At 72.2% G+C, this 14,734-nt stretch carries 10 protein-coding genes and 1 riboswitch; of the genes, 4 read left to right on the forward strand and 6 right to left on the reverse strand.

Annotated elements, in window-relative coordinates:
• Complete coding sequence (locus ITP53_RS13905) at positions 1-987, reverse strand: DNA polymerase domain-containing protein (RefSeq protein ID WP_236050786.1); 987 nt, start codon at positions 985-987, stop codon at positions 1-3.
• Between the two features lie 52 nt (positions 988-1,039).
• Positions 1,040-1,135, forward strand: a riboswitch (TPP riboswitch).
• Between ITP53_RS13905 and thiD the strand changes: the two genes are divergently transcribed.
• Entirely contained in the window at positions 1,127-1,954 is an 828-nt protein-coding gene (gene thiD / locus ITP53_RS13910; RefSeq protein ID WP_195895786.1) for a bifunctional hydroxymethylpyrimidine kinase/phosphomethylpyrimidine kinase, read from the forward strand. It overlaps the preceding riboswitch by 9 nt.
• Positions 1,941-2,618, forward strand: a complete 678-nt coding sequence (locus ITP53_RS13915; RefSeq protein WP_195895787.1) for a TenA family protein — start codon at positions 1,941-1,943, stop codon at positions 2,616-2,618. Before thiD ends, ITP53_RS13915 begins: the two co-directional genes overlap by 14 nt.
• Here ITP53_RS13915 and ITP53_RS13920 read toward each other — a convergent pair.
• The 3 genes from ITP53_RS13920 to ITP53_RS13930 form a co-directional block, all read right to left on the reverse strand.
• A complete protein-coding gene (locus ITP53_RS13920) occupies positions 2,615-4,729 on the reverse strand; it encodes a carbon starvation CstA family protein (protein ID WP_195895788.1) in 2,115 nt (704 codons plus the stop codon). The two genes, ITP53_RS13915 and ITP53_RS13920, sit on opposite strands and share 4 nt — an antisense overlap.
• A 3-nt stretch (positions 4,730-4,732) precedes the next feature.
• Positions 4,733-5,098, reverse strand: a complete 366-nt coding sequence (locus ITP53_RS13925) for a hypothetical protein (RefSeq protein WP_195895789.1) — start codon at positions 5,096-5,098, stop codon at positions 4,733-4,735.
• Between the two features lie 281 nt (positions 5,099-5,379).
• Positions 5,380-9,105, reverse strand: coding sequence for a S8 family serine peptidase (locus tag ITP53_RS13930; RefSeq protein ID WP_195895790.1), 3,726 nt, complete (start codon positions 9,103-9,105; stop codon positions 5,380-5,382).
• A 219-nt stretch (positions 9,106-9,324) separates the two neighbouring features.
• Between ITP53_RS13930 and ITP53_RS60240 the strand changes: the two genes are divergently transcribed.
• Positions 9,325-12,204: an ATP-binding protein gene (locus tag ITP53_RS60240; RefSeq protein ID WP_195895791.1), complete on the forward strand. Its 2,880-nt coding sequence runs from the start codon at positions 9,325-9,327 to the stop codon at positions 12,202-12,204.
• 117 nt (positions 12,205-12,321) lie between these two features.
• Here ITP53_RS60240 and ITP53_RS13940 read toward each other — a convergent pair whose 3' ends face one another.
• Positions 12,322-12,972, reverse strand: a complete 651-nt coding sequence (locus ITP53_RS13940) for a response regulator (protein ID WP_195895792.1) — start codon at positions 12,970-12,972, stop codon at positions 12,322-12,324.
• On the reverse strand, positions 12,969-14,189 hold the full coding sequence (locus ITP53_RS13945) for a sensor histidine kinase (RefSeq protein ID WP_195895793.1): 1,221 nt from the start codon (positions 14,187-14,189) through the stop codon (positions 12,969-12,971). The genes ITP53_RS13940 and ITP53_RS13945 overlap by 4 nt, the downstream gene beginning before the upstream one ends.
• 76 nt (positions 14,190-14,265) lie before the next feature.
• On the opposite strand from ITP53_RS13945, the gene ITP53_RS13950 reads away from it, so the two are divergent.
• Complete coding sequence (locus tag ITP53_RS13950; protein WP_195895794.1) at positions 14,266-14,580, forward strand: hypothetical protein; 315 nt, start codon at positions 14,266-14,268, stop codon at positions 14,578-14,580.
• Positions 14,581-14,734 lie beyond the last annotated feature (154 nt).

A 14,734-nucleotide genomic window follows, 5' to 3' on the forward strand; every position in this document is an offset into this window, starting at 1 on the left:
TCACCCCTCCCGGCGGGCGCGGGCGCGGCGTTTGCCCTCGTGCATCGCCTGTACGCGGGCGACCGGGATCGTGTGTCCCTCCGCCACCAGGTCGTCGGGCAACCGCTGCGGCTCCGGCATCTGCCCGGCCCACGGATCGGCGCCCTTGAGCAGGCCGGGCGCGGTGTGCACGGTGAAGTCGCCCGGCGCCACCCGGTCCAGCTCCTCCCAGGCCACCGGGAAGGAGACCGGGACCCCTGGGCGTACGCGGGGGCTGTAGGCGGCCACCACCGTGGCGCCGCCCGCCCGGGTGGAGTCGATGAAGACCTTGCCCGCCCGGTCCTCGCGGATGAACGCCGTGGTGGTGAGCGCCGGGTCCACCCGCTCGGCGCGGGCGGCCACGGCCCGGGTGGCCGCGGCCAGGTCGTCCACCGCGGTCCCCTCCACCACCGGCACGAACACGTGCACGCCCTTCGCCCCGCTGGTCTTCACCGCGCCGGTCAGCCCGGCGTCGTCGAGCGCCTGCCTGACCAGGAACGCCGCGCGCACGGCCAGCTCGAACGCGCCGTCGTCGGCGGGCGGGTCGAGGTCGAGCACCATGTGCGTGGGCCGGTCGCCGGCGAACAGCGACGGGTGGTACTCCACCGCCCGCTGGTTGGCGAACCACAGCAGCGTCCGCCGGTCGTCGCACAGCGCGTACGTCACCTGCCGTTGTGACGACTCGGCCCAGACGGAGATCGACTTCACCCAGTCCGGGGCGTACTTGGGCAGGTTCTTCTGCATGAAGGCGGGCTGTCCTGGGCGGATCCGCATGACGGACAGCGCGCGGCCGCGCAGGACCGGCAGGATGCGGTCACTGACCGCGTCGAGATAGCCGACCAGGTCGCGCTTGGTGGCGCCCGCCCCGTCGAACAACGGCTGGTCGAGGTTGGACAACGCCACCCCGTCAATCATCTCATCGCCGCCCACCCGCCCCACGATGCCCATCGCAGCCCACCAGGTCAACATCGGACACAACCACCCGGGGCTGCGTCTCTGGTCGGGGTGCCCTGTTACAGTGGGCGGCGACGCGGGGTGCCTGGAAGGCCGGGCTGAGATCACACCCGTCGAACCTGATCTAGTTCGGACTAGCGAAGGGACGTCATCGTTGAGCGGTGTACCCAAGGTCCTGTCCATCGCCGGCACCGACCCCAGCGGCGGCGCGGGCATCCAGGGCGATCTGAAGACCTTCTCCGCGCTCGGCGCGTACGGCATGACGGTCGTCACGGCGCTGGTGGCGCAGACGACCACGGGCGTGACCGGCATCCACGAGGTTCCGGCGGCGTTCGTCACCAGCCAGCTCGACACGCTGCTGACCGACGTGCCGGCCGACGCCGTGAAGATCGGCATGCTCGGTGACGCGGCGCTGATCAAGGCGGTCGCCGCCGCGCTGGACACGTACCGGCCGCCGTACGTCGTGCTGGACCCGGTGATGGTGGCCAAGAGCGGTGATCGGCTGCTCCCGGCCGACGCGGTGACCGCGCTGCGTGAGGAGCTGCTGCCGCGCGCGGACCTGATCACTCCCAACCTGCCTGAGGCGGCGGACCTGCTCGGCGAGCCGCCCGCGGAGACCCTGAGCGAGATGCACGCGCAGGCGCTCCGGCTGCGCGCGCTCGGCGCCCGCCAGGTGCTGCTCAAGGGCGGCCACCTCGACGGCGACACCTGCGTGGACGTGCTGGCCACCCCCGACGGCTCGATCGAGCTGAGCGCGCCGCGCGTCGCCACCCGCAACACCCACGGCACCGGCTGCACGCTGTCGTCGGCCATCGCGGCGCTGCGGCCGCGCCACGACGACTGGCCGGACGCCGTACGCGCGGCCAAGGACTACCTGACCGAGGCGCTGCGCGCGGCCGACACGCTGGGGGTCGGGCACGGCCACGGCCCGGTGCACCACTTCCACGCCGTCTGGGGAAAGGACGCCGATGTTCTGCGATGACATGTGGCTGCGCACGGCCGAGCTGATGACCGCGATCCACGAGCACCCGTTCAACGTCGCGCTCGGCGACGGCACGCTGGACCGCGACAGGTTCGCCTTCTACATCGTGCAGGACGGCCGCTACCTGGAGGCGTTCTCCAAGGCGCTGGCCACGGCGTCGGCGCGGGCCGGCGACCCCGCGGATGCGGCGTTCTTCGCGCAGAGCGCGCACACCGCGCTGGCCGCGGAACGCCTGCTGCACGCCGGTTACGTCGAGGAGCTGGGCGCGGACACGGCGGGCATCACCACCTCGCCGACGTGCCTGGCGTACGCGTCCTACCTGCAGGCCACGGCGCTGACCGCGCCCTACCCCGTGCTGGTGGCCGCGGTGCTGCCGTGCTTCTGGATCTACCAGGACGTCGGCCTGGCGCTGCTGCGGCGCACCGGCGACGTGCCCGGCCACCCCTACAGGAAGTGGATCTCCACCTACTCCGATCCGGCCTTCGCGGCCTCCGTCGAGCAGGCCAAGGCGATCGCCGACCGGCTCGCCGCCGCGGCAGGCCCGGCGATCCGGGCGGCCATGGGTGAGGCCTACTGCCGGGCGGCGGCGTACGAGTGGATGTTCTGGGACAGCGCCTGGCACCGCGAGAGCTGGCCGACCACGCGGTGGCTGGCGGCGTCCTAGGGGCTCTTCGCCATCAGGTCCCGCTCCTCGCGGGTGGCGATGAGCCCGGCCGGCGCATGGATCTGCGACTCCTCGAACGGCGCCTCGGTGCTCGGCAGCGGCTCGCGCATCCTGATCGCCTTGATCCACACCCGCGCGGCGTCCACGATCACGATGATGATCAGAATCGCGAAGAGCGCGGCCAGGATGCCGTCCACGGTCGAGTTGAGCACGACCTGCCGCATCTCGTCCTCGGTCTCGGCCTGCCCGAGGATCCGCCCCTGGTCCAGCGCCGCCTGGTAGAGGTCGCGCTGGGCGAAGAAGCCGAGCACCGGGTCGGGCGAGAACACCTTCTGGTAGCTGGCCGTCAGCGTGACCGCGACGTCCCAGGCCAGCGGCACCGCCGTGACCCAGGCCCATTTCAGCCGGCCGCTCTTGATCAGCAGGGTCGTGGCCACGGTGAGCGCCACGGCGGCGAGCAGCTGGTTGGCGATGCCGAAGAGCGGGAAGAGCTGGTTGATGCCGCCGAGCGGGTCGTTGACGCCCTGGTAGAGGAAGTATCCCCAGGCCGCCACGACGACCGCGCTCGAGGCGAGCAGCCCAGGCCACCAGCTCACCCGGGCGATCGGCTTCCACAGGTTGCCCAGTGTGTCCTGGAGCATGAACCTGCCCACCCGCGTCCCCGCGTCGACCGTGGTGAGGATGAACAGCGCCTCGAACATGATCGCGAAGTGGTACCAGAACGCCTGCAGCCCCGCTCCTCCGAGGAAGCCGGAGAAGATCTGCGAGATGCCCACGGCCAGCGTGGGCGCGCCTCCCGTACGGGCGATCAGCGTCTCTTCCTGCACGGCCGTCGTCGCGGCCTGCAACTGCTCGGGCGTGATCACGAAGCCCATGTTGGTGACCGCCTCAGCGGCGGTCTGGACGGTGGCGCCGACGACGCCCGCCGGGGAGTTCATCGCGAAGTAGAGTCCGGGGCTCAGCACGCAGGCCGCGGTGATGGCCATGACGGCGACGAACGACTCCATCAGCATGGAGCCGTAGCCGATCATCCGGACCTGCGACTCCTTCTGGATCATCTTGGGCGTCGTGCCCGAGGAGATCAGCGAGTGGAACCCCGACAACGCCCCGCACGCGATGATGATGAACACGAACGGGAACAGCGACCCGGCGAACACCGGCCCGTCCCCACTGAAGGCGAAGTCGGTGAACGCGGTCGTCTGCATCGGCGGCATCGTGACGGCGATGCCGATCGCGATCAGCGCGATCGTCCCGATCTTCATGAAGGTCGAGAGGTAGTCGCGCGGCGCCAGCAGCATCCACACGGGCAGCACCGCGGCGACGAACCCGTACGCGATCAGCCACAGCGCCAGTGTCGACTGGCTCAGCGTGAAGAACGGCGCCAGACTCGACTCCTGCACCCAGCCGCCGGCCACGATCGCCAGGATCAGCAGCGCCACCCCGATCACCGTGGTCTCGACGACCTTGCCCGGCCGGATCACCCGCATGTAGAAGCCCATGAACAGGGCGATCGGGATGGTCATCGCGATGGAGAAGACACCCCACGGCGACTGCGCCAGCGCGCCGACCACGACCAGCGCCAGCACGGCCAGCAGAATGATCATGATGGCGAAGACCGCGATGAGCGCCGCCGCCCCGCCGACGGGGCCGATCTCCTCGCGGGCCATCTGGCCGAGGCTGCGGCCGTTGCGCCGCATGGAGAAGAACAGGACCACCATGTCCTGCACGGCCCCGGCGAAGATCACGCCAGCGATGATCCAGATGGTGCCGGGCAGGTAGCCCATCTGGGCGGCCAGCACCGGCCCCACCAACGGCCCGGCGCCGGCGATGGCGGCGAAGTGGTGGCCGAACAGGATCCGCCGATCGGTCGGGTGGTAGTCGATGCCGTTGTTCAGCCGCTCGGCCGGCGTGGCCCTGCGGTCGTCGACGCGCAGGACTTTGCGCACGATGAAACGGGCGTAGAACCGGTAGGCGATGGCGTACGAGCCGAGGGCGGCGCACAGGAGCCACACCGCGTTGACGTTCTCACCCCTGGACAGGGCGAGCACCCCCCACCCCACAGCACCGACCAGGGCCACCGCCGTCCAGATGATGATGGAACGCACCTTCACCGGTTACCTCCCAGGTACAGGGCCAGATACGGAGTCAGAGGCGGGGCCGCTGAGTGGGCGCCCGAGGCAGCAGCGGAGCCCGGCGTCCGGCGGCAGATCGGTGGTGAAGCGCCGCCAGCGCCACAGCGGACGGCAGTCGATCGTGACCGGGAGCTCGGCCAGATGCACCCAGGCGGTCGGATGCGCGTAGACCAGACCCCCGGCGTCCAGCCCGCGCGCCCGCCGGGGCAGACGGGAGCGGCGCAACGACCGCACCGAGAACTCCCCCGCGTCCGCGCAGCAGAGGCCGGTGACGTGCCAGTCGAAGTACACCACTTCGTCGTCGCGCAGGGCCTCACGAGCGGCGGGGGTGACCGTGATACGGGGCATCTGGGGCTCCTGAATACCAGGTAGCTCAGAAATACACGTCGGCTTTACCCGCTGTAGTGACCGCCGAAACGCCCGTGCCACACGACGGATACGCGCGCGCCCCCACGCCGCGGATACGCGCTCGTCCCGCACCACGAATACGCGCGTCCCGCACCGCGAATACGCGCGCGTCCCGCACCGCGAATACGCGCGCGTCCCGCACGGCGAATACGCGCGTGCCGCGCGAAAGCGTCCCCGCCGCGGGGTACGGCGGCGGGGACGCTGGTCGTACGGGTCGGTTGCTACGGCTTCCAGGGCTCGAAGTAGGCGACCGTCCCGAAGTCGATCTCCGCGTTCCAGGGCACTTCCCCGCCGCTCATGGTCGAGCCGGTCACGAAGATCCGGGTGCCCACGTCCGGCGCCGTGTCCACGGCCAGCGCGTACGCGTCGTCGGAGCCGCCGATCGGCCCGTCGTACTGCCCGAGCCAGACCTGCTGACCGCTCGCCGCGTCGTACGCGATCGTCACGAAGTCGCTGAAGGCCCCCGAGAAGTCGACGCCGGCGTCGACCACGCTCTGGCCGGTGACGACGACCCTGCCGCCGTCCGGCGTCACGGCCACGTCCTTGGGGATGTCCATGCCGTTGAGCGGGCCGTTGTGGCGGCCGGCCCACAACTGCCGTCCTGTGGCGGTGTCGTACGCGACCGTGGTGTAGTCCGCCTGCGTCCCCGCGCCCTCGGTGTTGCCGATCACGTAGAGCCTGCCGCCGTCAGGTGCGAGCGCGCTGCCGCGGACGGTGTCGGTCTTGTGCGCGGGGCCGTCGTACCTGCCGGTCCAGAGCTCCGTTCCTGTCGCCGTGTCGTAGGCGATCGTGGTCAGGTCGGTCCCCGTTCCCGTGTTCCCTTCGGTGCCCGAGACGTAGATCGCCTTGCCGTCGGCGCCTGGCGTGATCTGGGTGGAGATGTCGATGCCGTTGGACGTCCCGTTGTGCATGGCGGTCCAGAGCTGCTCGCCGGTGGCGGCGTCGTACGCCACGGTGCCCCAGTCGGTGAGGCCGGTGCCCACTCCCCGGCTCTGGCCGGTGACGAAGACCTTGGAACCGTCCGGGCCCACCTTGATCGCCCGCGGGTCGTCGGTGCCCGCGCCGGGCCCGTCGAAGTGCGTCAGCCAGCTCTGCCTGCCGGTCTCCGCGTCGTAGGCGATCGTGAAGTAGTCGTCCTTGCCGCCCACGCCCAGCGACTCGAAGCCGGTGACGTAGACGCTCTTCCCGTCGGGGGCGACGGCGAGGGCGTTGGCGTGGTCGACGGCGTTGGCCGCGCCGTTGTGCCGGGCGACCCAGAGCTCCTTGCCCGTGGCGGCCTCGTACGCGATCGTCGCGCCGTCGCCCTTGGTGCCGTCACCCTCGCTCAGGCCGGTGACGAAGACCTTGGAACCGTCCGGGCTCACCTCGATGCCGCTCGGCTCGTCGGACGTGCCGCCAGGGCCGACATAGGTCGCGTTCCACGCCTCGGCCCCGGTCGCCGCGTCGTAGGCGACGATGCCGAAGCGCGGCTTGAATACGCCGGGGACCGCCTCGTAGCTGGCGCCGGCCACGTAGAGCCGCTCACCCTTGGGGTCCAGGGCGGTGTACTCGGCGGTGTCCGTGGCGCCGGCGCCGCCGTAGACGGCACCCCACGTTTCCTGCACCGGACGTACGACGAGGGGGATCCGCACGTCGTGCCGCCTGTCGCTCCAGGTGAGCTGCCCGCCGAGGTAGCCGTTCAGCGGGGCCGTGGCCCCCGTGAACGAGACCTTGAACGACTTTGTCTGGCCAGGACGCAACGTGAGCCTGTCCGGGGTGACGGTGGTGGTGACGCCGTCCAGCCCGGTGACGGCGGCGGTGTAGGTGGCCTTGCCGCGGCCGACGTTCGTCACCTCGCGGGTCACCGTCTGGGTGCCGGTCAACCGGCCGACCGCGATCGAGGGGCCGTTCATGTCGCTCGGGTCGAGCGAGTGGCCCTTCTCAGCCAGCGCGTCGCAGATCTCGGCGGAGACGCCCTTGGTGGTGGCGCAGAGGAAGGCGATCCAGTCCTCGATCCCGCTGTCGTAGACCAGGCCGGGGTCGGCGGCGGTGTTCGGGGCGACGTGGCCGGCGCCCTGGCTGAAGATGACGGACGGGTCGGTGCTCTTTCCGTCCAGGATGTCGGTGCCGCTGGTCATCAGCGCCGACTTGATCGCCATCGGCGACCAGCGCGGGTTCAGGTCCTTCAGCAGCGCGGCCAGCCCGGCGACGTGCGGCGCGGCCATCGACGTGCCGCTGAAGATCCCGAACTCGGCGCCGTTGTTGCCCGCAGGCGCGGTCGCGGCCAGGATGTCCTGCCCGGGGGCCATCAGGTCGGGCTTCAGCAGGTCGCCGCCGCCGGCGCCCAGCGGGCCGCGCGAGGAGAACGCGGCGACGTACGGCGCGGGGGCGTCGGTGGTGATCTTCGCCTGGTCGATCGTCGCGGTGGCGCCGTCGCTCGCCGCGTACGTCTTGACGGCCTGGCGGTCCTTGTCCGAGATGTGCACGGTGGGGATCACGTGCAGGTCGGCGTTGAGCGAGTTGTGGTCCACGTTGGCGAGGACCATGCCGACGCCGCCCGCCTCCGCGACGGCCACGCTCTTGTTGAGCCTCGCCGTCACCCCGCGGTCGCACAGGACGATCTTGCCCTTGACCTTCTCGGGGTCGAGCACGGGTTCGCCGCCGTTGTCCCTGGCGGCGTAGCACTGCGCGACGAGCGTCGGGTTCGCGCCGGGCAGCGCCACCGCCGTCGCGTCGACGAACGGCGCGGGACCTGCCTTGGCCGCCAGCGACGAGCCGCTGTAGGCGGTGCCGTCGCCGAGCGTCACCGAGCCCTGCACGGCCCGGTTGTGCGTGCCCGCCGCGACCGTGGTCACCCAGGGGGACGGGTGCGCCACGGTGGACGCGGCCGGGCCCTCGTTCCCGGCGGAGGCGGCCACGAAGACGCCCGCCTCCGCAGCCGACAGGAACGCCATCTCCGCCGGGTCGAGGAAGTCCGTCCGCGTTCCCGACACCGAGTAGTTGATGACGTCGACGCCGTCCGCGACCGCCTGGTCGATGGCGGCGACCAGGTCCGAGTAGTAGCCGTTGGCCGTCGATGCGTCCTCGACCGACCAGAGCGCCTTGTACGCGGCGATCCTGGCCCGCGGCGCGATGCCGCTGACCGCGCCGAACGCCTGGGCCGCCCCGCTCGCCGCGACGCCGTGGTTGCCGCCCGCCGTGGAGGCCGTGTGACTGCCGTGCCCGTTGTAGTCGTACGGCGAGGCGAACTCCCACGGCAGCTGTGCCTTCACCGCCTCGTCGCCGCCCCACCCGGCGTTGAAGTGCCGGGCCGCGACCACCTTGCCGTTGCACATCTCGTGCTGCCACGAGGCGTCCTTGCTGTCCGCCGCGCACTCGCCGTGGAAGCCCCTGACCGGGTGGAACGGCTTCCCGCTCGCGTCCTTGCCGGCGAAGCTCCGGGAGGCCGCCGCGACGCCGGTGTCGATCACGCCGATGACGAGGCCCTCACCGGCGCCGTTGTGCCCGGTGGTGCCGCCGGCCCGCCGCCACAGGCCGTCGCGGTCGTCGAGGCCCAGGAACGCGGGTGTCGACGAGGTCTCCACCGTCACCTTCCTGTCCTCGGTGACGGCCACGACGTCTTGCACCGACCGCAACCGCGCGGCCTGCGACTCGGTCAGCTTGGCGGCGAACCCGCCGTAGGAGTACACGTAGTCGTAGAGCTTCCTGCCGCCGCCCGCCTTCTTGAGTGCCGCGTCGTGCCGGCCTCGGAGGTGGTCGACGTACTTCGTCACCTCGGTGGAGCGGGGGTCGATCTTCTCGCCCTGCTGGGGTTTGGTGGTGGCCAGCCCGGCCACGTCTCCCTCGTACGTGGCCACCGGGGCGGGGGCCATCTGCACGATGTACGTCTTCTGCTCGGCCGAACCGGCCTCAGCCGAGACCGGTAAGGGCCAGGCGACCCCCGCCAGGGCCAGCCCCGTCACTGCCATCGTCGCCGCCAACCGGCCGCTAATACGTCCAGGAGATTTCGCGAGATCCATCGTCGCCTCTCGGTGCGTCACCCGCTGATCAAGCGGACGATGGCCGACGCTACGAGAGCGGCGCTGGCGCGGCATCCGTACCGTATACGGATTTTTGGCCAGCACATATCAGATGAGGTCCGATAACGTGTTTGTGCTACACGATCAGCCCAGGCAGGGGGTGGCTGAATGCCGTGGGGACCGGCCCGCGTCCCTTCCTCGGGATCCCTGTCCGACGTGCTCATCGGCCGCCGGTCCGAGCTGGCACTCCTGCGCGCGATCGTCGCCGCCCCGCCGTCACTCGCCCTGATCGAGGGCGAGGCGGGCATCGGCAAGAGCCGCCTGGTGGGCGAACTGCTCGCCACCACCGAACTGGCCGGCGCCCGCAGGCTGGTCGGCCAGTGCGAGCAGCTCCAGGAGCCGCTGCCACTGTCACCCCTGCTCGACGCGTTCCGCCTGGCCGCCGGCGAGCTGGCCAGGTCCAGGCCGCTCAACCCGGTGACCGGCGCGCTGGCGCCGCTGCTGCCCGAGATCGCCGGGCACCTGCCGCCCCCGCCGCCCCCGCTGCCCGACCAGCGGGCGGAGCGGCACCGGGTGTTCCGTGCCGCCGTCGCGCTGCTCGACCATCTGAGCCCGCTGGTGCTCGTACTCGAGGATGTGCACTGGGCCGACGGCGGCACGCACGACTTCCTCGCCTACCTCGCCGCGCACCAGCCGAGGGACCTGTCGGTGATCCTCACGGTCCGCACCGAGGCGGGCAGGCTGCCGATCCGCGAGGCGTTCGCCCGCGCGCCGTCCGGCCCGGCACGCTCCGTCGGCCTCACCCCGCTGAGCCCGCCCGACGTGGAGGAGCTCGCGCGGGGCGTGCTCAAGACCGACCTCCCCGGCGCGTTCGCCGCCCTGCTCTACGAGAAGACCGGCGGCATCCCGTTCGTCGTCGAGGAGGTGCTGCGCACGCTGCTCGAACGCCTGCCCGCCGGCGAGATCCCCGGCCGTCCCGACGTGCTGGCGGGCCTGGCCGTCCCGACGGTCCTGCGCGACGTGGTGCTGCAGCGCCTGTCCTCGCTCGACGCCCCGGCGCGGGAGATCCTCTGCGCCGCCGCGGTCATCGGCATGACGCCCGACGACCGCGTACTCGCCGAGGTCACCGGCCGCGACGCGGCCGAGATCGCCGGCGCGCTCGGCAGGGCGCAGGCGGTCGGACTCCTGCACGAGGAGGGCGGCCACTGCCACTTCCGCCACGCGCTGGCCAGGCAGATCGTGTACGAGTCCATGGCCGTGTCCGGCCGCCGCTGGCTGCACCTCAAGACCGCGCGCGCCCTGGAGTCCGGGGCCGGGCCGAGACCGGTCGCCAGGCTCGCCCACCACTACCGGCACGCCGGGCACACCACGGAGTTCGTGGACAACGCCGAGGCGGCCGCCGACACCGCGCTGTCCCACGGCAACGACGCCACGGCCGCGCGGTTCCTGCTCCAGGCACTGGAGATCGACGAGTTACCCGGCGAGACGCGGGTACGGCTGGCCGTCAAGCTCGGTCGTTCGGCGGTCGACGGGCTGGCGCACGCGGAGGCCGTACCCATACTCGAACGCCTCCTCGCCACCGAACCCCTCCCCTCCGATCGGCGCGGCGAGCTGCGCTTCGCGCTCGGCCGGCTGCTGCGCCAGCACGGCGAGGCCAGAGCCGGGCACCTCCAGATCGAGCAGGCCATCGACGATCTCGCCGATCAGCCCGCGCTGCTCGGCCGCGCGCTCGCCGTGCTGGCCGCGCCCGAGACCGTCGTGGACCGGCACGTCAGCGAGCACGCCATCAGGTGCGACCAGGCCGAGGAGGCCGCGCGGCGCAGCGGCGACCACGACGTCGCCATCGCCGTACGCATCGCGCGCGCCTCACTCCTGCTCGAACAGGGCGACCCGGAGAGCGAGCGGCTGATCGACGAGCTGCTGCGCGACGACCGGCTGCGCGCCGTGCCGAGGGAGCGCGCCCGCGCCTGCCTCAACTGGGCACAGGGCGCCCTGCACGTCGGGCACCTGCGGCGCGCCGAAGCGCTGCTCGCCGAGGGTCGCGAGGCCGCCGACCAGGTCGGATACCTGCGGGTGGTGGAGGTCGTCGAGCTCGTGACGGCCGCTGCAGACCGGGCGGCCGGGCGGTGGGAGGGGCTGGAGGAGCGGGTTCGCCGGCTGGGGGGCACGGCGTCCATGTTCGCGGCCGCGTCGCAGGACTCCCGGCTGCTGCACGGCGCCCTGCTGGCCGCGACAGGCCCGGCCGAGGAGGCCATCGCCATCCTGGTCAACGTGATCGCCGTCGCCGAGCGCGCCGGGGCGGTCTGGCCGCTCATCCCCGCCCGCACGACCCTGTCCCGGCTGCTGCTGACGCTGGACGACGCCGCGGGCGCGGCCGAGGTCGCGACCACGGCGCTGGCCCACGTACGGTCCAAGGGCAACTGGGTGTGGGGGGCCGAGACCGTGCTCTGCCTCGTCGACGCCCTGGACGTCCGCGGCTCGGCCGGCACCGCCGCACCGCTGGTGGCCGAGCTGGCCGCCGGGATCGTGGGGGCCGACGCGCCGCTCGCCCAGGCCGCCCTGCTGACCGCCCGCGCCGTTCTCGCGCCGGAGGAGGCCGACGGGCTGCTCGACGCCGCCCGTACCACGTTGGGCGAGGCCGGGCTGCGCTACGACGAGGCGCTGGCGAGCGAGCGCCTGGGCCGCCACCGCTGCGAACACGCCGGCGACGGCGGGCCCATCCTGGAAAGCGCTCTGCGGATGTACGGAACGATGGGGGCGGATCGCGACATCGCCCGGATCTGCCGGATCATGCGGCAGAACGGCGTGCCCATCCCGTATCCGTGGCGGGGCGGGCGGCCCTCGCACGGGCAGACGTTGTCGTCGCGGGAGCGCGAGGTGGCGCTGCTGGCGGCCGAGGGCAAGACGAACCAGGAGATCGCCACCGAGCTGTTCCTGTCCAGGCGGACCGTGGAGAGCCACGTCTCCAGCGCGCTGCGCAAGCTCGGGCTGCTGTCGCGGAAGGAACTGCGGGGGCTCGAAGTCGAGCGGCCGTTCGACGACGGGTGAGCCGCTCAAGTGCTCCCAGCCGACGGTTGGGCCGCTCAGCGGATCAGGCGGTGCTCCCAGGCGACGGTTGAGCCGCTCAGGGGACCAGGCGGTGCTCCCAGGCGACGGTTGAGCCGCTCAGGGGACCAGGCGGTGCTCCCAGGCCCAGGCGGCTATCTCCGTACGGTTGCGCAGGCCGAGCTTGGACCGGACGACCGAGACGTGGCCCTTGACGGTGCTCACCGAGATGAACAGCTCCGCGGCGATCTCCCTGTTCGTCCGCCCTCTGGCCACGGCCCTGACTACTTCGGTCTCACGGACGGACAGGGGCGTCTCCCCGGCCGGCCGGCCGGCCTGCCGCTCGCCGGTTATGTGGCGCAGCAGGCGCAGGGTCAGCGACGGCGAGATCAGGGCCTCTCCCGCGTGCGCGGCCCTGACGGCCTCGACGAGCAGCTCGGGGCCCGCGTCCTTGAGCACGAAACCGGCCGCGCCGCCGCGCAGCGCGCCTTTGACGTACTCGTCGAGGTCGAACGTGGTGAGCACGATCACGCGCAGCGGGTCGCGTACGCCGGGGCCGGCCAGGGCGCGGGTGACCTCGATGCCGTCGAGGCCGGGCATCTGGACGTCCACCAGGCACACGTCGGGGCGGTGCCGGCGAGCCAGCGCCACCGCCTCGACGCCGTCCGCGGCCTCGGCGACCACGGTGATGCCTGGCTGGTCCTCGAGAATGAGCCGCAGACTGCGCCGGATCAGCTGCTGGTCATCGGCGAGCAGCACCCCGATGCTCACCGAGCCGCCGGCTTCGGCTCGGGAGCCTGGGTGGACCCGAGTGCGAGCCCGGTCGTGGGCTCGCTGGTGGGTCCGGTCGCGGGCCCGGGAATGGGCCCGGTCGCGGGCCCGGGAATGGGCCCGGGGGTGGGCAGGGTGGCGTGGACCGACCAGCCGGTTCCCGGGCGTGGGCCCGCGTGCAGGGTGCCGCCCAGGGCCTCGACGCGTTCGCGCATCCCGAGCAGGCCGTAGCCGCCGCGGCGGGGATGGCGGGCCGGCGGGGCATCGTCCACGACCTCGACGGCGACCGCGTCCCGATCCTGCGTGATGGTGACGGTCACCGAGCGGGCGTCCCCGGCGTGCCGGGAGACGTTGGTCAGCGACTCCTGCACGACCCGGTACACCATGCCGGCCACATCAGGCCGCCACCTCAGCTCGCCGTCGGGCAGCCGCAGGCGCACCGGAGGGCCGGGGAAGCGCTCGACGAGATCGCTGAGCCGCTCGGGCCCCAACGGGTCGGCCGCATCCTGCCCGGCGGTGCGGAGGAGGCCGACGACGTGGCGGGTGGCGGCCAGGGCCTCCGCGCCGGCGGCTTCGATGCCGGCCAGGGAGTCCGCCGCCTGCTCCGGGTCCTTGCGGGCGATGAGCCGGGCGGCCTGGGCTTGGAGTACGACGCTGGTGATGTGGTGGGCGACGACGTCGTGCAGGTCCCTGGCCAGGTCGAGGCGTTGGTGGCGGCGTACCCGCTCGGCGACGGCGCGGCGGCGGGCGACGAGGAGCCGCGGGCACAGCCCACACGCGAGCGCGGCCAGCCACCCCGCGCCGTTCAGGTACGCGACCGCCGGGCCGGCGAAGACCAGGCTGCCTGCGGCCACCGCGAGCCCGCCACCGGCGACGGCGCAGGCCGGCAGGACGGGAAGCACTCTGACGGCCGAACCGGTGAGCACCGACAGGGCCGACGCCATGGCCGGACCCGGCTCGGCCGGCAACCCGGCGAACCTGGCGACCCCGATGGCGACCGCCGCGACGGCCAGGCCCGCGACCGCCGCCGGCAACGGGCCACGACGGCGTACGAGGGCGATCCCGCACACCACCGCCCCCGCCGCGCAGTCGAACCACCAGTAGCCGCCACCCCAGCTGGCCGCGATCCGGGCGGCCCAGAAGGCGAGCACCACCGCGAACACGACCCCGAGCCCGGCGTCGGCCGCGACCCGCGCCCACCGCTCCCGCCCATGCACCCGCTCAGGCTAGGAGGCCGCGCCCCGGCGCCGTACCGGCCGAAAGTACGGTTTCCGGTTGCCTAAGCTGATGACCATGACCGATTCGGAAACGCAGAAGGATGTCCGCATCGAGATAAAGATGACCATGTCGATCACCGATGTGAAGGCGCTCCAGGACGCCGCCGTCGCGGTGATCGAGCGGGAAGGCGTCTGGCACATCGGACCGGACGCGACACAGGCGCAGCGGCAGGAGGAGATCGCCCAGGTCAGGGCGGATCCGGCCCATGCGGTGAGCAACCTGGTCGCCTTCATGAACATCGACGGCCTCATCGCCGACCGCGTGCCCGGCCTGGCCGCCGAGAGCGCCAGTGTGGGCGCCAAGGTGGGGAGGGCCGCCGACTTCGACTAGCGGCTTTACAGCGAAGAGAGCCCGTGGTTACGTTCGTGGGCAGATGACAGCGTTGTCAGAATCTCCCCGTGTGAGGAGCAGAGATCGCTGATGGTGTCACGACGTAGTTTCCTGCGGGCGAATGGCGTGGTCCTCGCGGCCGGCGGCCTCGGAC

Source organism: Nonomuraea cypriaca (genome assembly GCF_015645445.1).
GTDB classification, from domain to species: Bacteria; Actinomycetota; Actinomycetes; order Streptosporangiales; family Streptosporangiaceae; genus Nonomuraea; species Nonomuraea cypriaca.

Bases quoted from the DNA above. Each gene is read 5' to 3' on its own strand.
- ITP53_RS13905 (WP_236050786.1), bottom strand. From the start codon at position 987: ATGTTGACCTGGTGGGCTGCGATGGGCATCGTGGGGCGGGTGGGCGGC.
- ITP53_RS13950 (WP_195895794.1), top strand. From the start codon at position 14,266: ATGACCGATTCGGAAACGCAGAAGGATGTCCGCATCGAGATAAAGATG.
- ITP53_RS13930 (WP_195895790.1), bottom strand. From the start codon at position 9,105: ATGGCAGTGACGGGGCTGGCCCTGGCGGGGGTCGCCTGGCCCTTACCG.
- ITP53_RS13925 (WP_195895789.1), bottom strand. From the start codon at position 5,098: ATGCCCCGTATCACGGTCACCCCCGCCGCTCGTGAGGCCCTGCGCGAC.
- ITP53_RS60240 (WP_195895791.1), top strand. From the start codon at position 9,325: ATGCCGTGGGGACCGGCCCGCGTCCCTTCCTCGGGATCCCTGTCCGAC.
- ITP53_RS13915 (WP_195895787.1), top strand. From the start codon at position 1,941: ATGTTCTGCGATGACATGTGGCTGCGCACGGCCGAGCTGATGACCGCG.